The organism is Actinomadura miaoliensis (assembly GCF_039536785.1).
In the GTDB taxonomy this organism is placed as follows: domain Bacteria; phylum Actinomycetota; class Actinomycetes; order Streptosporangiales; family Streptosporangiaceae; genus Spirillospora; species Spirillospora miaoliensis.
Genome location: NZ_BAAAZG010000086.1, coordinates 1 through 16,192 on the forward strand (window position 1 = coordinate 1; position 16,192 = coordinate 16,192).

The 16,192-nt window shown below is 73.8% G+C and carries 19 protein-coding genes; 9 read left to right on the forward strand and 10 right to left on the reverse strand.

What is annotated here, in order from left to right:
• Positions 1 to 98: 98 nt before the first annotated feature.
• From ABD811_RS42600 to ABD811_RS42610, 3 genes are read right to left on the reverse strand one after another with little or no spacing between them, the layout of a single operon-like run.
• Entirely contained in the window at positions 99 to 566 is a 468-nt protein-coding gene (locus ABD811_RS42600) for a hypothetical protein (protein WP_344959278.1), read from the reverse strand.
• Entirely contained in the window at positions 563 to 1,108 is a 546-nt protein-coding gene (locus tag ABD811_RS42605; RefSeq protein ID WP_344959280.1) for a MauE/DoxX family redox-associated membrane protein, read from the reverse strand. The genes ABD811_RS42600 and ABD811_RS42605 overlap by 4 nt, the downstream gene beginning before the upstream one ends.
• Positions 1,105 to 1,836, reverse strand: coding sequence for a hypothetical protein (locus ABD811_RS42610; protein ID WP_344959282.1), 732 nt, complete (start codon positions 1,834 to 1,836; stop codon positions 1,105 to 1,107). The genes ABD811_RS42605 and ABD811_RS42610 overlap by 4 nt, the downstream gene beginning before the upstream one ends.
• Before the next feature lie 219 nt (positions 1,837 to 2,055).
• Here ABD811_RS42610 and dut point away from each other — a divergent pair, with 219 nt between their 5' ends.
• Both dut and ABD811_RS42620 read left to right on the forward strand, forming a co-directional pair.
• Positions 2,056 to 2,529: a dUTP diphosphatase gene (gene dut / locus ABD811_RS42615; protein ID WP_425549516.1), complete on the forward strand. Its 474-nt coding sequence runs from the start codon at positions 2,056 to 2,058 to the stop codon at positions 2,527 to 2,529.
• Positions 2,530 to 2,532: 3 nt separating this feature from the next.
• Positions 2,533 to 3,372: a DUF3710 domain-containing protein gene (locus tag ABD811_RS42620; RefSeq protein WP_344959284.1), complete on the forward strand. Its 840-nt coding sequence runs from the start codon at positions 2,533 to 2,535 to the stop codon at positions 3,370 to 3,372.
• Between the two features lie 84 nt (positions 3,373 to 3,456).
• Here ABD811_RS42620 and ABD811_RS42625 read toward each other — a convergent pair whose 3' ends face one another.
• Positions 3,457 to 3,939: a CBS domain-containing protein gene (locus tag ABD811_RS42625; RefSeq protein ID WP_344959286.1), complete on the reverse strand. Its 483-nt coding sequence runs from the start codon at positions 3,937 to 3,939 to the stop codon at positions 3,457 to 3,459.
• A gap of 97 nt (positions 3,940 to 4,036) precedes the next feature.
• Here ABD811_RS42625 and ABD811_RS42630 point away from each other — a divergent pair, with 97 nt between their 5' ends.
• Entirely contained in the window at positions 4,037 to 4,861 is an 825-nt protein-coding gene (locus ABD811_RS42630; protein ID WP_344959288.1) for a DsbA family protein, read from the forward strand.
• Positions 4,862 to 4,873: 12 nt separating this feature from the next.
• Here the strand turns inward: ABD811_RS42630 and ABD811_RS42635 are convergent, their stop codons facing one another.
• Positions 4,874 to 6,133, reverse strand: coding sequence for a L,D-transpeptidase (locus ABD811_RS42635; RefSeq protein ID WP_344959289.1), 1,260 nt, complete (start codon positions 6,131 to 6,133; stop codon positions 4,874 to 4,876).
• Between the two features lie 270 nt (positions 6,134 to 6,403).
• Here ABD811_RS42635 and ABD811_RS42640 point away from each other — a divergent pair, with 270 nt between their 5' ends.
• Positions 6,404 to 6,829 (forward strand): OB-fold nucleic acid binding domain-containing protein, encoded by a 426-nt coding sequence (locus tag ABD811_RS42640; RefSeq protein WP_344959291.1) that lies wholly within the window; start codon positions 6,404 to 6,406, stop codon positions 6,827 to 6,829.
• Positions 6,830 to 6,854: 25 nt separating this feature from the next.
• Positions 6,855 to 7,613 carry a DUF3159 domain-containing protein gene (locus ABD811_RS42645; protein ID WP_425549517.1) on the forward strand — a complete coding sequence of 253 codons (759 nt, stop codon included), beginning with the start codon at positions 6,855 to 6,857 and terminating at the stop codon, positions 7,611 to 7,613.
• A 195-nt stretch (positions 7,614 to 7,808) separates the two neighbouring features.
• On the opposite strand, the gene ABD811_RS42650 is transcribed toward ABD811_RS42645, so the two are convergent.
• Positions 7,809 to 8,468, reverse strand: coding sequence for a potassium channel family protein (locus tag ABD811_RS42650; protein WP_344959293.1), 660 nt, complete (start codon positions 8,466 to 8,468; stop codon positions 7,809 to 7,811).
• A complete protein-coding gene (locus ABD811_RS42655) occupies positions 8,468 to 9,133 on the reverse strand; it encodes a potassium channel family protein (protein ID WP_344959295.1) in 666 nt (221 codons plus the stop codon). Before ABD811_RS42655 ends, ABD811_RS42650 begins: the two co-directional genes overlap by 1 nt.
• 176 nt (positions 9,134 to 9,309) lie before the next feature.
• Here ABD811_RS42655 and ABD811_RS42660 point away from each other — a divergent pair, with 176 nt between their 5' ends.
• Positions 9,310 to 11,361 carry an APC family permease gene (locus ABD811_RS42660; protein ID WP_344959297.1) on the forward strand — a complete coding sequence of 684 codons (2,052 nt, stop codon included), beginning with the start codon at positions 9,310 to 9,312 and terminating at the stop codon, positions 11,359 to 11,361.
• Between the two features lie 19 nt (positions 11,362 to 11,380).
• On the forward strand, positions 11,381 to 12,694 hold the full coding sequence (locus ABD811_RS42665; RefSeq protein ID WP_344959404.1) for a class I SAM-dependent RNA methyltransferase: 1,314 nt from the start codon (positions 11,381 to 11,383) through the stop codon (positions 12,692 to 12,694).
• A gap of 27 nt (positions 12,695 to 12,721) precedes the next feature.
• Here the strand turns inward: ABD811_RS42665 and ABD811_RS42670 are convergent, their stop codons facing one another.
• Both ABD811_RS42670 and ABD811_RS42675 read right to left on the reverse strand, forming a co-directional pair.
• Positions 12,722 to 13,483, reverse strand: a complete 762-nt coding sequence (locus tag ABD811_RS42670; protein ID WP_344959299.1) for a class I SAM-dependent DNA methyltransferase — start codon at positions 13,481 to 13,483, stop codon at positions 12,722 to 12,724.
• A 77-nt stretch (positions 13,484 to 13,560) separates the two neighbouring features.
• A complete protein-coding gene (locus tag ABD811_RS42675; protein ID WP_344959301.1) occupies positions 13,561 to 13,884 on the reverse strand; it encodes a hypothetical protein in 324 nt (107 codons plus the stop codon).
• Between the two features lie 207 nt (positions 13,885 to 14,091).
• On the opposite strand from ABD811_RS42675, the gene ABD811_RS42680 reads away from it, so the two are divergent.
• Together ABD811_RS42680 and ABD811_RS42685 are read left to right on the forward strand one after the other, a co-directional pair.
• Positions 14,092 to 14,496, forward strand: coding sequence for a helix-turn-helix domain-containing protein (locus tag ABD811_RS42680; RefSeq protein WP_344959303.1), 405 nt, complete (start codon positions 14,092 to 14,094; stop codon positions 14,494 to 14,496).
• 152 nt (positions 14,497 to 14,648) lie between these two features.
• Complete coding sequence (locus ABD811_RS42685; RefSeq protein ID WP_344959305.1) at positions 14,649 to 15,068, forward strand: hypothetical protein; 420 nt, start codon at positions 14,649 to 14,651, stop codon at positions 15,066 to 15,068.
• Between the two features lie 36 nt (positions 15,069 to 15,104).
• Here the strand turns inward: ABD811_RS42685 and ABD811_RS42690 are convergent, their stop codons facing one another.
• Complete coding sequence (locus ABD811_RS42690) at positions 15,105 to 16,133, reverse strand: DUF1906 domain-containing protein (protein WP_344959307.1); 1,029 nt, start codon at positions 16,131 to 16,133, stop codon at positions 15,105 to 15,107.
• Positions 16,134 to 16,192 lie beyond the last annotated feature (59 nt).

The window sequence follows — 16,192 nt, forward strand, 5'->3', positions numbered from 1 at the left end:
CCCGAGCAGGGGCGGGCGCTCGCCCGGCACGCGGCGCCGGACGCGTCCGGCGCCCGGCGGGCGGGGGCCGCGCAGGGGCGGCACGTCCTCCAGGCTGATCACCGCGCCGCCTCCGGCGCCGCCAGCTCGCGCAGGGCCTCGGGCGAGCCCACGGGTTCGGCGGCGCGCACGTGCCCGGTGTCGTCCACGAGCACCGCGAACGGCGTGGCGGGGATGCGGTACGCGGCGAACAGGCCGTCGTGCTCGTCGGCCAGGACGGTCGCCGCGGCCGGCGCCGCGTCGGCCGGCGCCGGGCCGGAGAAGATCGCCCGGACCGGGCGGCCGAACGTCCCGGCGGCCGCCAGGACCTGCGCGCACACGCCGCAGTCGCGGTCCAGGAACAGCAGCAGGCCGGGGCCGAGGCGGTCGAACCCGGGCGCGGGCGACCCCGGGGCGGGGCCGAGCGGCGTGGTGCGCGGGGCACCCCGGCCCAGGGCGTGCACCTGCCGGACGAGCCCGGCCACCACCAGGGCCAGCAGAAGCAGCGCCGCCCACGTCACCAGCAGCGCACTGGTCTCGAAGCTCATCCGGCCGGGCTCCTCTCCCGCTCCTGCGCCATGGCGGGCGGGAGCGACCACAGCAGCACCGCCCACACCAGCCCCATGGCGACGACGATCAACGACTCGGCCGGGGGACGGGAGGCGGGCGGCCCCCAGACGGCACCGGCCAGCGCCAGGACCGCCAGCGCGCCCGCGCGGACGGCGACCCAGCCGGTCATGGGCGTCGAGGCGTCTCCCGCGCACCCGCAGGGCACCGCGTGCGTGCGGGTCCTCGCCACGTACGTCCCGTAGAGCGCGTAGGCCCCCAGCAGGACGGCGGCCAGAGCGAGGCAGGCGCACAGCAGATCGTCCAGGCCCAGCAGCAGCCCCGCCGCGGCCCCCGCGCCGGTGACCGCCTCGGCCGCCACCGCCAGCGCCGCCACCGGCCGCACCAGCGGACCCGGCACCGTCCCGTGCGCCCGGACCGCCGCGACGAGCACCCCGGGACGCCGCGCGTGCCCCCACAGCGAGACGGCCAGCACCACCGGAACCGTGACCGCCGCGATCCCGGCCGCCAGCCCGGCCGTCACCGGACCGCCTCGACCGCCAGCCCGGCCAGCCGTCCGGGAATCCGCTCGGCCAGATGCTCCTCCGGCAGCACCGTGACCAGCAGCGACCGCAGCGCCAGCAGGAAGTACAGGCCCTGCCCGGGCACGGTGTCCTGGAACAGTTCCCCGCCCGCGACCGACGCGCCCCGCCACGGCGGCAGGCGCCGCCGGGTCCGCGCGTCCAGCGCGGTGATCTCCAGCAGCCCGAGACCCGGCACCTCCTTCACCAGCATGGCGTCGGTGATGGCGGAGGCCGCCGGTGACGACGGGACCGAGGACTCGCGGCGGCGGGCGCGGCCGCGCGGCACGGCGATGATCCCGTCGTCGTGCTCGGTGAGCCGCAGCGCGTCGAAGAACGCCACCGCGTCGGCCGGGCGCGCGTGGTACAGGTGCGTGAACACCGCGTGGCGGCGTCCCTCCCATATCGCGGCCAGCACCGGCTCGCGCACGCCGGTGCCGGGGTCGCGGGTCGCGGTGCGGCCGGTGCGCAGCCGTCCGCCCTGGATGCGGAACTCCTGGTCGAGCCGCCGCACGCCGATGTCCTCGGCCCAGGCCAGCGCGTCGGCGTGGGTGCCGGCGGAGAACTCGTGCAGCCGGTCGGCGACGGCGACCCGCGCCACCGAGGTGACCGGACGGCCCAGGTCGTGCCGGCCCGACAGCCGGACCCGGACGCCGTCGAGCGACCGGTGGACGGCGACCTGGCGCCTCACTGCGGCCCCCTCTCCCGCGACCACGGAAGCGAAACACGACGAAAGTGACACTACGCGATCGAGACGTCACACGGTGCAATGTCCCCGGAAGTGGTCATCAGGCTGTAGGTAAAGTCCTTTCGGTGTTCCGGCGCGGCGTGCTCGGCACCGTTCACCGCGCCGCCCTCGGTACGCTCGGACGGTTCCCGGCGGCGCCCGACCGACCAGCGAGGTGACTTCGTGAGCAAGGTGGACGTGCTCATCCAGCGGCTCGACCCCGACCTGCCGCTGCCCGCGTACGCCCATCCCGGAGACGCCGGCGCCGACCTGGTCGCCGCGGTCGACGTCGAACTGGCCCCCGGAGAGCGCGCGATGGTGCCCACCGGCATGGCGATCGCGCTGCCGGACGGCTATGCCGCGTTCATTCACCCGCGTTCCGGTTTGGGCGCTAGGTTGGGGGTGACCATTGTGAACGCACCGGGTACGGTCGATGCCGGCTATCGCGGTGAGATCAAGGTGACCCTGCTGAACACCGACCCACGCGCCACCGTCCGGCTGCGGCGCGGCGACCGCATCGCCCAGATGGTCGTGCAGCGGGTCGAACACGCGGTCTTCCACGAGGTCGCCCAGCTTCCCGGGTCCGCCCGTGGGGACAACGGTTTCGGCTCCACGGGCGGGTTCGCGGATAATCGGTACGGTAACGAAGGAGCGTGAGTCGTGGCTTTTGGACGTCGCCGGCAGGCCGACAAGCCCGCCGAGGAGCCCGAGCGGACAGCCGACGAGCGGGCGGAGGCGGCGGACGCCGAGACCGAGGCCGAGACCGAGGCTCCCGCGCAGGAGGCCCCCTCCGACAGCGGGCCGTGGGACTCCCAGGACTCCTACCCCGAGATGCAGCGGCTGGACTTCGGGTCCCTGCTGGTCCCCGTGGCGCAGGGGCTGGGTTTCCAGGTGAACTTCGAGGCGACCCAGGTCGACGAGGAGGGCAACCCGCTGGACGCCCGGCCGGTCGCGGTGCTCGTCCAGTACGGCGAGAGCGCCATGCAGTTGCAGGCCTTCGCCGCGCCCAAGCGCAGCGGCATCTGGGACGACGTGCGCCGTGAGACCGCCACGGACATCCAGGAGCAGGCCAACGGCCAGGTCCAGGAGGGCGAGGGCCCGTTCGGTCCCGAGATGGTGGCCATGGTGCCCGCCGCGCTGACCGAGGAGGTCCTGGCGGAGATGCCGCAGGAGGTGCGCGAGCAGATCCCCCAGGAGTTCATCGACCAGGGCTGGGCGCCGCAGCTGATCCGCTTCCTGGGCGTCGACGGGCCGCGCTGGTTCCTGCAGGCCGTGGTGCAGGGCGCCGCGGTGCAGGACGAGGAGCAGTGGCAGGTCCTGGAGGACGTGCTGCGCAACGTGGTGGTGATCCGCGGCGAGCACCCCATGCCCCCGCGCGAGCTGCTGGAGCTGCGCGTGCCCAAGGAGTTCAACGAGGCCGACGAGCAGGAGCAGGAGGAGGAGAAGGTGCAGACCTTCGACCCCTTCGAACGCGGCCCGGAGATCACCGAGGTCCGCTGACCCCGCCGTCGCCCGCGGATCGGCCCCCGCGGCCCCCGCGGGCCGAGCAGGACCGGGCCCATCGACCATGGGCCCGTCCTGCGCTCAGCCGTCCTGTGCGGTGGCGGACGCGGGCAGCAGCCGCCCGAGCAGGTCGGACACGGTGATGGCGCCGATCAGGCGGGCCCGCCCGCCCTCGTGGCCGTCCACGACCGCCACCACCGGGCTGTGCGCGTCGGCCATCAGCGCGGCGATCTCCATCGCCTGCGCGTCGCCGGGCACCACCGGCAGGTGCGGCGCCCTCTCGGGGATCAGCACGTCCCGCACCTTCCGGCCGCCGAGCCGCTGGCACATGCGGTCGGCGTGGCCCTCGTCGTAGACGCGGGCCAGGGTCGGGTCGTCCTGGACATAGCGCGGGACGACGAACCGCAGGATCTGCGACCCGGGCAGCACCGCCACCGGGTGCTCGTCGTCGTCCACCACGATCAGCCCGGGCAGTCGCTGCTCGGCCAGCATCCGGGCCGCCTCCAGCGCGTCGGCGTCCAGCCGCGTGACGGGGAAGGGCCTCGCCAGTTCATGAGCCTGCACAACCTGGACGCTACTCCGCCGTGGCGGAGTCGGCACCGGGCGCTCCGATCATCCAGACTGGGGCCGGACCGGCCGTGTGGAGGAAGGGAGGCGTGCGGTGCCGCAGAGCGGTGACGAGCCCGCGGACGTGATCGAGGCGGGGACGGATGACGAGCGCGACGGGCGGCGCGGCGGCCCGCTCGCGCGCCTGTTCGGCGGGCGGTCCCGCCCGGCCGTCGCCGTCGCCGCCGCGATCGTCGTGCTGGGGGTGATGGCGTTCGCCGCGCTGACCCGCGACGGCGACCGGACGTCCGACCGCGCCGACGGGCAGGCCGGCATTCCCGAGGTGGAGGCGCCCTCGTCCCCGAGCCCCAACCCCACCCCGACGGTGACGTGGGCCGGCCCCACCCCGCCGCCCGCCGACCCCGCCCTGTTCAAGGGCAGCGACAAGGCGCCGGTCACGATCGTGGAGTTCGGCGACTTCCAGTGCCCCAAGTGCGGCACGTTCGCCCGCCGCACCAAGCCCGAGCTGACCCGCCGCTACATCGACACCGGGGTGGTCCGGCTGATCTGGCGCGACTTCCCCACGTTCGGCAAGGAGTCCATGCGGGCGGCGGTGGCGTCCCGCGCGGCGGCCCGGCAGGGCCGGTTCTGGCAGTTCCACGACGCCCTGTACGCGCGGCAGCCCCGCATGAACAGCGGCGAGATCGACGACGCGTTCCTGCGCGACGTGGCCCGCCGCGCCGGACTGGACCTGGCCCGCTTCGACGCCGACCGCCGCGACAAGAAGGTCCGCGGCGCCGTCGAGGACGACTTCGCGTTCGGCCAGCGGCTCGGCGTCCCCGGCACCCCGGCGTTCCTGATCAACGGCGAGCCGTTCTTCGGCGCGCAGCCGCTGTCGGCGTTCGAGCAGGCCATCCAGAAGGCCCGCGCCGCCCGCTGACCCGCGCGGCCGTCACAGGCGCGAGGGCCGGACCGGGTGTTTCAGCGCGCTGCCCGCCCGCCACACCGACCACGGAAGCTGCCAGTACCCCCAGCCGTTGTGCCACTCCAGGGGACGGTCGGTGCCGAGGATGGTGACGACGTCGCCCCGCAGCGACTGCCCGTAGAACCAGCGGGCGAACTCCGGGGAGGCGTTCACGCAGCCGTGGCTGACGTTCGCCCGCCCCTGCGAGCGGACCGACCAGGGCGCGGAGTGGACGTACTCGCCGCTGGAGGAGATCTGCACCGCGTGGCGGACCGTCTTCTTGTAGTAGCGGGGATCCTTGCGGTCGGTGACGCCCATCCACGCCGACGACATCACCACCGGGTCGGCCTTGCCCATGGTCAGGTGGACGCCGCTGGTGGTGGTGTACTTGCGGACCCCGCCCTTGCCCGCGCTGATCCCCGCCGACCGCACGGGACGGCCGTTCACCCGCACGGTCATGCGGTGCCGCGGCACGTCCACGGTGCTGATCCGGGACGGGCCCACGTGGAAGCCGGTCGCGTGGTCGGACCTGCCGTACACGCCCGGCGCCGCCCGCACCCCCGCGGTGTGCGCCACCAGCGCCACCCGCTGCCCGGCGGGCCAGAAGCGGCGCGGCCGGAACACCACCTGGCGGCCGTCCAGCCAGCGCCACGCGCCCGGCACGGGACGGCTCATGCGCAGCTCCAGGGACCGCTCCACGGCCGCGCGGTCGAGCACCGGCCGGTCGAAGACGACGATGACCGGCATGCCGACCCCGACCGCCTCGCCCGCGCGGGGCGTCACGTCGGCGATCCCGAACGTGGCCTGGGGGCGCAGTGTGCTGAACCGGGCGGTCGCGGCCGTGGGGCGGTCCCGTTCGACGCCGGTGGAGTCGACGGTGTAGGCGGTGCCGGGACGCAGCGTCCAGCGCGTCCGCCAGGTGCGGCGGTCGCGCGACATGCGTCCGGGCGCGCGGGTGCCGTCGGCGGCGCGCACGACGACGCGGCGCAGCGTCCCGCGCCGCGCGGTGACCACGACCCGGCGGTCGGGCCGCACCCCGCGCGTCCCGTGCGCGGGCGTGATCAGGATGGGCGGCGGCACGGACGGCGCGGCCGCCGCCCCGAACGCGCGGGCCGCTCGTCCGTCCCCGCCGGTCTCCTCTCCGCCTCCGCCGCACGTGGCCAGGGCGGTGAGGGCGGCCGCGAGCGTCGCGGCCGCGCCTCCGGCCGTCCAGTTCCTCCAAGTCCGTGCGTTGCCCCTGCGCAGCATCCTGTCCCCGTACCGTCTGCCGTGACCTGCGATGAGAATCCCTCGGTGGCGATTCGCCTACCGAGGGTGACGTCCACCAAAAACTAGACGTCGAGCGGCCCGGGCGGGGGGAGGCCGCCGAAGTCGCGCGTCTCGATTGGGTGACGGAACGGGCCGCCGCGCCGTGGCACCGGCGCCGCCCGCCCGACTTGTCGAACGTCGCCCCGGTTTCCACGGGTTCACCCCTGTCACCCCCGACAGTTCCTCCTTGGGATGCCTTACGCTTCGAACATGGACGAGGTGCCGGCCGACACGCGGGCCGAGACACGCAGGACCCCCGAGTCCGACCGCGGACGCGGCGGACTGCGACGCTTCCTGCGCCGCATGACGTCGAGCAAGGCCGAGATGGAGGCCGAGGAGCTGCAGAAGACCAGCGGGGCGGAGGGCGCCACCCCCATCACCGCCTGCGCGGCGCGCAAGCGCGCCTGCGTGGCGGGTACGCTACGTACGGTGACCCTGCGGCCCCGTGGCGGAGCGCCGGCCCTGGAGGCCGAGCTCTACGACGGCACCGACGTGATCAACCTGGTCTGGCTGGGCCGCCGCAAGATCGCCGGGATCGACCCGGGGCGGCGGCTGCGCGCCGAGGGCCTGGTGAGCGTGCAGGACGGTCGCAAGGTCATGTTCAACCCCCGCTACGAGCTGCGCGGGTCCGCGTGACCGTGCCGCGGGCGGGGGCGACCCGGTGAACGAGCGCGAGGCGAACGGGGGCGGCGTGGCCGCGGACGACGAGGGCGCGACCGGCGGGGCGGGGACCTCCGCCCCGGCGGCCGGCGAGGGCACGGCGCGTGGCGAGGGCGCCGCGCACGACACGGTCGAGGCGGCGGTGCGGGCGCAGCTGTCCAAGGCCCTGGGCGGCGTCCGCGGCATGATCGAGGCCGCCGTGCCCACCATCGCCTTCACCACCGCCTACGTGGCGAGCAAGGACGTCAAGCTGGCCGCGAGCATCGGGGTGGGCGCGGCGGTGCTGCTGCTCGTCGTGCGGATCGCGCAGCGCTCCACCCCGCAGTTCGTGCTCAACAGCCTGGTGGGCATCGCGATCGCGGCGTTCTTCGCGCTGCGCTCGGGCCGGGCCGAGGACGCGTTCGTCCCCGGCATCCTGCTCAACGCCGCCTACGCGGTCGGCATGATCTTCTCGATCGCGGTGCGCTGGCCGGTGGTGGGGTTCATCATCGGCTCCGTCACCGGCGACCCCACCGGCTGGCGGTCCGACCCGGGCGTGGTGCGGCTGTGCACGCGGCTGACCTGGCTGCTGGCGGTGCCCAACGTGCTGCGCGTGGCCGTGCAGTACCCGATCTACCTGGCCGACGGCGACCAGAGCGCCCTGCTGGGCCCCGCCAAGATCGTGATGGGGTGGCCGCTCCAGGTCGCCGCCCTGGCCACCATGGTCTGGCTGCTCGCCCGCGGCCGCACCCCCCTCACTCCGCCCCGCCACTCCGCCTGACCGAGGCGAGGAGCACAGGGGCGGTGTGCCCGCGGAGAGCGCGGGCCGTTTGCTCCTCGTGATTTTGCCCAGGGGGCGACCCCCTGGAACCCCCGAGGTGCAGGGGGGCAGTGTGCCCGCGGAGAGCGCGGGCCGTTTGCTCCTCGTTCTTCCCCCGTGATCGCCCTGCGGGCGCTCGGCGCCCGCAGGGCGGGGTCAGCGGGCGCCGAGGAGTTCGGCGAGTTCCTCTTCCACGTCCTGGCTGGCGACGAACATCAGCTCGTCGCCCGGTTCGAGGGTGTCGTCGCCGCTGGGGACCAGCACGCGGCCCTCCCGCAGGATCGCCACCAGCGCGGTGTCGCGCGGCCAGGACACCGAGCCGACGCGCTCGCCGCCCAGCGGGGCGTCCTCGGGCAGCGTCAGCTCGACCAGGTTGGCCTCGCCCTGCCGGAACGTCATCAGCCGGACCAGGTCGCCGACGCTGACCGCCTCCTCGACCAGGGCCGACAGCAGCCGCGGCGTCGAGACCGCCACGTCCACGCCCCACGACTCGTTGAACAGCCACTCGTTCTTGGGGTGGTTGATACGGGCCACCACGCGCGGCACCCCGTACTCGGTCTTGGCCAGCAGCGACACCACCAGGTTGACCTTGTCGTCCCCGGAGGCGGCGACGACGACCTGGCAGCGCTCCAGCGCCGCGTCGTCCAGCGAGGCGATCTCGCAGGCGTCGGCCAGCAGCCACTCGGCCCGCGGCACCGTCTCCACCTTGATGGCGCGCGGGCTCTTGTCGATGAGCAGCACCTCGTGGCCGTTCTCCAGCAGCTCCTGGGCGATGGAACGGCCCACCGCCCCGGCTCCGGCGATCGCGACCCGCATCACACGTCCTCCTCGCTGCGCGTGGCCACCGCCGCGTTGACCCGCTCCAGGTCGTCGGCGCGGGTCATGATGTGGACGATGTCGCCGTCCTGGATCACGGTGTCGGCCTCGGGCACCAGGGCCTCGCCCATCCGTGACAGAAATGCCACCCGCGTGCGGGCGGCCTCTTCCAGCGCGGCCACCTTGTCGCCGACCCAGGCGGGGCCGAGGTCCAGTTCGGCCAGCACGACCTCGCCGGTCGGGTCCCGCCACAGCGGCTCGGCGCCCTCGGGCAGCAGCCGGCGCAGGATCTGGTCGGCCGTCCACCGCACGGTCGCGACCGTCGGGATGCCGAGCCGCTGGTACACCTCGGCGCGGCGGGGGTCGTAGATGCGGGCGACGACGTTGTCGACGCCGAAGGTCTCCCTGGCCACCCGGGCGGAGATGATGTTGGAGTTGTCGCCGCTGCTGACCGCCACGAAGGCCGACGCCTGCTCGATCCCCGCCTCGGCGATGACGTCGCGGTCGAACCCGAACCCGGTGATGCGCCGGCCCTTGAAGCCGCTGCGCAACCGGCGGAACGCCTCGGGATTCTGGTCGATGATGGCCACCGAGTGGCCCTTGTCCTCCAGGATGTGGGCGAGCGTCGACCCCACCCGCCCGCAGCCCATGATCACGATATGCACGGCCGTTCCTTCTCCGGTTGCCCCCAGGATCGGTCCCGCTCGGACGATCCATGCCGGGCTGCAAAACTACACATCCGCCCAGGCAAGTACTACCCAACCGGGCGGACCTCCAGCCACCGGAACGCCCGGGACGGGCCGGTGCGAACGGCGCGGCACCGGCGGCTAGAGTCTCATCCGTGTCGAAGGCTTCCGACCTCGTCAAGCGGCTGGTCGTCGGCAGGGCCCTGCGCAGCACGCAGCTGCACGAACAGCTGCTGCCCAAGCGCATCGCGCTGCCGATCTTCGCCAGCGACCCGCTGTCCTCGGTCGCGTACGCGCCGCAGGAACTGCTCATGATGCTGGCGGTCGCCGGAGCGTCATTCTACGCCTACGGGCCGTGGATCGCCCTGGCGATCGTCTTCTTGATGGCGGTCGTCGTCGCGTCGTACCGGCAGAACGTCCACGCCTACCCCAGCGGCGGCGGCGACTACGAGGTCGCCACCGTCAACCTGGGGCCCAACGCCGGGCTCACCGTGGCCAGTGCCCTGCTGGTCGACTACGTGCTGACCGTCGCGGTGTCGGTGTCGTCGGGGGTGGACAACATCGGCTCGGCCGTCCCGATCATCGGGGAGAACCCGGTGATCGCCGCGCTGGCCATCATCACGCTGCTGACCGTGATGAACCTGCGGGGCGTCCGGGAGTCCGGGACGTTCTTCGCGATCCCCACCTACGCGTTCGTCGTCGGCGTGCTGTGCATGGTCGTCTACGGGCTGTTCCGGCTGGGCGTGCTCGGCGACCACCTGCGCGCGCCGACCGCCGACCTGGAGGTGCGCGCCGAGCAGAGCGACCTGGCCGGGTTCGCCGTGCTGTTCCTGCTGCTGCGGGCGTTCTCGTCCGGCTGCGCCGCGCTGACCGGCGTGGAGGCGATCAGCAACGGGGTGCCGGCGTTCCGCAAGCCCAAGAGCCGCAACGCCGCCACCACGCTGCTGATGATGGGCATGATCGCGGTCACCATGTTCTGCGGCGTGATCGTGCTGGCGCTGGAGTCGCACGTGCGGGTGGCCGAGAACCCCGCCCACGACCTGCTGCGCAACGGGCAGCCGGTGGGGGCCGGCTACATCCAGGAGCCGATCCTCACCCAGGTCGCCTCGGCGGTGTTCGGCGGCGACTCGCTGCCGTTCTTCTACATCGCGGTGGTCACCGCGCTGATCCTGTTCCTGGCCGCCAACACCGCCTACAACGGCTTCCCGGTGCTCGGCTCGATCCTGGCGCGCGACGGCTACCTGCCGCGCCAGCTGCACACCCGCGGCGACCGGCTGGCGTTCAGCAACGGCATCATCATCCTGGCGACCATGGCCGGGCTGCTGGTGTACGCCTTCCAGGCCGAGGTCACCAAGCTGATCCAGCTCTACATCGTGGGCGTGTTCGTGTCGTTCACGCTCAGCCAGATCGGCATGGTGCGGCACTGGAACCGGCACCTGGTCACCGAGACCGACCCGGCCAAGCGCCGGCACATGAAGCGCTCGCGGATCATCAACGCGGTCGGCGGCTCCACGACCGGGTTCGTGCTGGTGGTCGTGCTGCTGACCAAGTTCACGCACGGCGCGTGGATCGTGTGCATCGCCATGCCGGTGCTGTTCCTGATCATGAAGGGCATCCGGCGGCACTACGACCGGGTGCGCGAGGAGCTGACCCCCACCGGCGAGGACGTGGCGCTGCCCGCCCGCAACCACGCGATCGTGCTGGTGTCCAAGCTGCACAAGCCGACGCTGCGGGCGCTGGCGTACGCGCGGGCGACCCGGCCCTCCACCCTGGAGGCGGTCACCGTGGCCGTCGACTCGGAGGAGTCGCAGCGGCTGCAGGGCGAGTGGGACGCCCTCGACCTGCCCGTCCCGCTGAAGATCCTCGACTCGCCGTACCGGGAGGTCACCCGGCCGGTGCTGGAGTACGTCAAGAGCGTGCGGCGCAAGAGCCCGCGCGACGTGGTGACGGTGTTCCTGCCCGAGTACGTGGTGGGGCACTGGTGGGAGCACCTGCTGCACAACCAGAGCGCGCTGCGGCTCAAGGGGCGGCTGCTGTTCGTGCCCGGCGTGATGGTGACCAGCGTGCCGTGGCAGCTGGCCTCGTCCGACCGGCTCAAGGGGCGCCCGGAGCCGCCCGGCCCGGGGTCGGTGCGGCGGCCGTACCGCGAGGCCCCGCGAGGGGACGGGCTGCACGCCGGCGGCGGTATCGTGTCCAAGCGTGACTGATCTGGGGGCGGACCCGGGCATGGACCCGGAAGCGGACGAACTCCTCGAACTGGAAGTGGGCGGCGTCGGCAACGGCGGCGTCTGCGTGGCCCGCCACGAGGGGCGGGTGGTGTTCGTCCGGCACGCCCTGCCGGGGGAGCGCGTGCGGGCGCGGGTGACCGAGCGCACCAAGCGGTTCCTGCGCGCCGACGCCGTGGACATCCTGGAGGCGTCCCCCGACCGGGTGCAGGCGCCGTGCCCGTTCGCCGGGCCGGGCCGCTGCGGCGGCTGCGACTGGCAGCACGCGTCGCTGCCCGCGCAGCGCCGGCTCAAGGCGGCCGTCGTGGAGGAGCAGCTGCGGCGGGTGGCGGGCATCGAACGCACGGTCGTCGTCGAGGAGCTGCCGCACGCGCCGGACGGCCTGGGCTGGCGCACGCGGGTGCAGTTCGCCGTCCGCCGCGACGGCGCCGTCGGCCTGCACCGGCACCGCTCCCACGACATCGAGCCGATCGACGAGTGCCTGATCGCCCACCCCGGGGTCGAGGTGATGGGCATCGAGCGCAAGCCCTGGCGCGGCGCCGCGTCCGTCGAGGGCGTCGTGTCCGCCGCGACCGGTGACCGGGTGGTGGTCGTCCGCGGCGGCGCGAAGGCGCGCGTGCCCCGCCTGGACGTGCCCGTCCGGCTGGTGCGCGGCCGTCCCGCGCCCGGGACGCAGATCCCGTACGTGCGCGAGGAGGTGTCCGGGCGCCTGTTCCAGGTCAGCGGCAGCGGCTTCTGGCAGGTGCACCCGGGCGCCGCGCAGGTGCTCACCGACGCGGTGATGGACGCCCTGCAGCCCCGGCCCGGGGAGATCGCCCTCGACCTGTACAGCGGCGCCGGGCTGTTCGCCGCCGCCCTCGGCGAACGGGTCGGCCCGGACGGGCTGGTGGTGGCCGTCGAGTCGGACGCCCAGGCCGTCCGGGACGCCAAGTTCAACCTGCGCGACCTGCCCCAGGTGGCCGTCGAGCGCGGCCAGGTCGCCGACGTGATCGCCGAGCTGGAGTTCGGCCGCGCCGATGGCGGCTCCGACCGCGCCCAGCCCAAGCGCGGCGACCACCGGCGCGGCGCCCGGGTGCGGGGCGCCGACGTGATCGTCCTGGACCCGCCCCGTGCCGGGGCGGGCCGCGAGGTGGTCGAGCATGTCGCCCGCCTGGGCGGCCGCCGGATCGCCTACGTCTCGTGCGACCCGGCCACCCTTGCCCGCGACCTGTCCTACTTCGCCGACCGCGGCTGGACGCTGGCGAACCTGCGCGCCTTCGACGCCTTCCCCATGACCCAGCATGTGGAGGTCCTGGCGGTGCTGACCAGGGGCTAGAGTGCGGCCGGGTGGGCCGGCTCCGGGTCAGACGTGGGTGAGGCGGAGCTTGGACTGGCGGTGGCCGGTCAGGTCCCAGTCGTCCATGGGCCGGGCGGACAGGCCGTGCCGGGCGGCGAGCGCGACGAGCGTGCCGGTGCGGTAGTAGAAGTCCTCCCGCAGGACGTGGTGCTCCTCCCCGTCGGTGCGGTTGAAGGTGAAGTCGAAGAAGCCGCCCGGGGCCAGCACCCGCCCCACGTTCGCCAGGCACTCCTCGATGACCTGGACGGGGGAGTGGGAGAACACGCTGTGGGCGTGCACGACGGTGAAGTAGGCCGCGGGCAGGAAGTCCAGGCGCAGGTCGCGCACCAGCGTCAGGTGCGGTAGGCGGTCCTGCAGCCCGTCCCGGACGATGGTGTCCTGGGCGGCCAGCAGGATGTCGGGGGAGATGTCCACCCCGTAGTAGTGGCCGGGCTCCAGGAACCGGACGAACAGCCGTCCCGCGCGCAGGTTGCCGCAGCCGATCTCCAGCATCCGGTCGCCGGGGGACAGCCCGTGCCCGGTCAGGTAGTCGAACTGGAGCCTGCCGAGCCGCTCCCAGTGCTCGGGCGACGGCGTGCCGACCGCGCCGTTCGGGCTGCGCGCCGCGTCCGAGCGCATCACGGCCCGGTAGTAGCTCACGTGGTCGCGGGCCCGCGTCCGCAGCCAGGCGTCGCGGGCCAGCCTGCGCGCGTACGGCACGACGCGCCGCGGATTGCGGACGGCGTATCCCACCTTGTACGACAGGCGGGAGCGATTCTTGGCCTCCATGGGCAGAGCATGCCCAACCCGGACGAAGCGGAACGCCCGGAGCGTCCGCCGTCGTGCCGCACGCGACACCGCGGCCGTCAGCGGCCGAGGAGGGCGACGGCGGCGCCCACCACGGTCGAGGCGACGGCCGCCAGCAGGGACAGCAGCGCCACGGTGTGGCGGAAGCGGTTGTCCAGATGGCCGCGGGTCACCTGCTCGCGTTCGATGGCGACCAGCCGGTCGCCGAGCTCCTCCAGCAGCCGCGCCTGGTCCTCGGCGCGGCGCTCCTGCACGTCGGCGCGCTGGTGCAGCAGCGCCATCCGGCCCTCCAGCCCGGCCAGCCGGACGTCGACGCCGCGGCGCAGTTCGGCCAGTGCCAGTTCCATGGTGATCGGTCCAGTGATCGGTCCGTCGTCGGTCACGTCGAACCCGCCCCTTCGTTGGTGTTCGTGCGGGCCGCGCCGGGGACCGGGTCTGTGCCGGGGGACCGGAGACGCGCGTCTCGGCGGACCCGTCTCCACACTAGGAACCTATCGGTAACACTGCAAGAAGGAACCGGTAATTAATGGAAAGGATGATGAAGAAAACCTTCGCCGTTCGGTTACTGGATGTTCCTGAATGTTTCCGTCATGCTGAAACGCATGGGTGGTGAGCTGGACCGGGGTCGGGTCGCCAAGTACGTGGTGGCCCGCCGGGGAGCGCTCGGCCTGACGCAGGAGCGCCTGGCCGAACGCGCGGGGGTCACCGTCAAGACGGTCTACAACCTGGAGTCGGCCGAGCGCTGGCCGCAGGCGCGCACCCGCGCCGCCATCGAGGAGGCGCTGGAGTGGCGGCCGGGCGACCTGGTGCGCATCGCCGAGGGCGGCGAGCCGGCCCCGGGCCGGGACGGGACGCCGGACGAGATGGCCGTGGCGCTGCGCGAGCTGGAGGAGCTCAACGCCTACTTCGCCGACCTGCAGGCCGACTCGGGGGACAAGCGCCGGATGGCCCTGGCCTTCCTGCGCGCCCTGTACGGGGAGCCGGAGGGGCGCTGACCGGCGGCTCCGCCCGGGATTTTCCGTGATCTGAAAAGATTTCCGGAACTGACCGGTTGTTGCGCCCCTGACAGCCGGGCACACTGGGGGTGCCGGTTCAGGTCAGGATCCTCCGGCCTGGGCCCACCCCGCGGTGAAGGAAGTGGTCGCCCATGCGCGCAGTCGGACGCGCGTCGGCTGTCCGGTGCGCCCTTTTCCGGTATGCGCTCGCCCGGTATGCGCTCGTCCGGTGCGCGCTCGCCGCCGCGGCGGCCGGCGCGGGGGCCGCCGCCGTCGCCGTGCCGCTGCGCGGCCTCGCCGAGGTGCTGCTGATCGCGGTGAACGCCGCGCTGGCCGTCGTGGTCCTGGGCACGGGGCTGTGGACGGTCCGGCTCGCGCGGGAGCTGCGCGAGGGGCAGGCCGAGCTGATCCGCCACGTCGAGCTGCAGACGCGCGTGCTGCACAACGCCGCCCGGCTCGCCGCCGCGGCCGCCCGCTCCGACGAGCGTGGCCCGGGCGCCGGCCCGGGTGCCGGCCCGCAGGGGCCGGACGTCACGCCGCCCGAGCCGCGACGTCCGCCGGACGAGCGGTAGCCGCCCCACGTGACCGGGCGCGGCGCGGACGCCCGGTCACGTGCGCCAGAAGAGCAGTTTCGCGCTGCCGCCGGTGACGGCGGCCTCGGCGCCGCCGTGCTGGACGACCTGGAAGCGCACCCGGTGGCCGTCGTTGACGGTGTCGGCCGACACCCCGTACAGCACGTTGGTCTCGTCGCCGGAGGACACGAAGTCCTGCACCGGCCCGACGTCGAACCGCGCGGTGTCGCCGGCGTCGACCTCGATCAGCCGCGCCTGGACGCGCGTGCCCGCCGGGACGCCGCGCAGCCTCACCGCCGCGGTGAGGCTGTACCGGGCGGGGCCGTTGAGCAGGCTCGGGCCGCCCTCGTCGGCGTGCTGGTGCTCGCTGTCGGCGTATTCCTTGTCCCACCGGATCGTCGTCCACGTGCCGGGGGCGAGCGTCTGCTCGCCGGTGACGCCGACGGACACGTAGTCGGGCATGTCGTCCTCCCCGGGCGAGACGCCGACGCGCCACTGCCCGTAGTCGTCCTTCATGGCGCGGTCGTAGTCGACGCCCACACCGTTGATCTTGTGGTCGTTGGAGTACTGCTGGATGTGGGCGCGCGCGTCCCACTTCCCGCCCGACCAGGCGTAGGTCTGCCACGCCCAGCGGGCCTTGCCCGCGTCCAGCGCGCGCTTGGTGGGGCCGTAGCCCGCGTACAGGCCGACCCGGTCGCGGCCGATCACCGACGCCGCGCCGTCCAGGTAGGCGTTGACGGCGGCCTGCTGGCTCGCGGACGCGTCGAAGTCGACGGCGAAGTAGATCGGCCGGTCCTCGGGCATGCCGCAGTTCGCGGCCTGCTTGGCGGCGTCCCGGGCGTCGGCGGCGCCGCCCGAGCGGCCCGACAGCGCCCGCCGCGCCGTGGTCTCCCACACGACGACGAGCCACAGGCCGGCCCGCGACAGCTGGTCGGCCTCGGCCCGGGTCAGGTTCTTGCCCGAGGTGTCGTGCGACAGGTAGCGGCACACGAACCTGGCCCCGGCCTTCTTCAGGGCGTCCGGGCCCGGGCGCCCCCAGGCGTAGTCGACGCCGAACACGCTCATGCTCACTCCACGTGGCGACAGCGGTCGTTGTGTAGTCGATTCAACCTGCCCAGATGGGG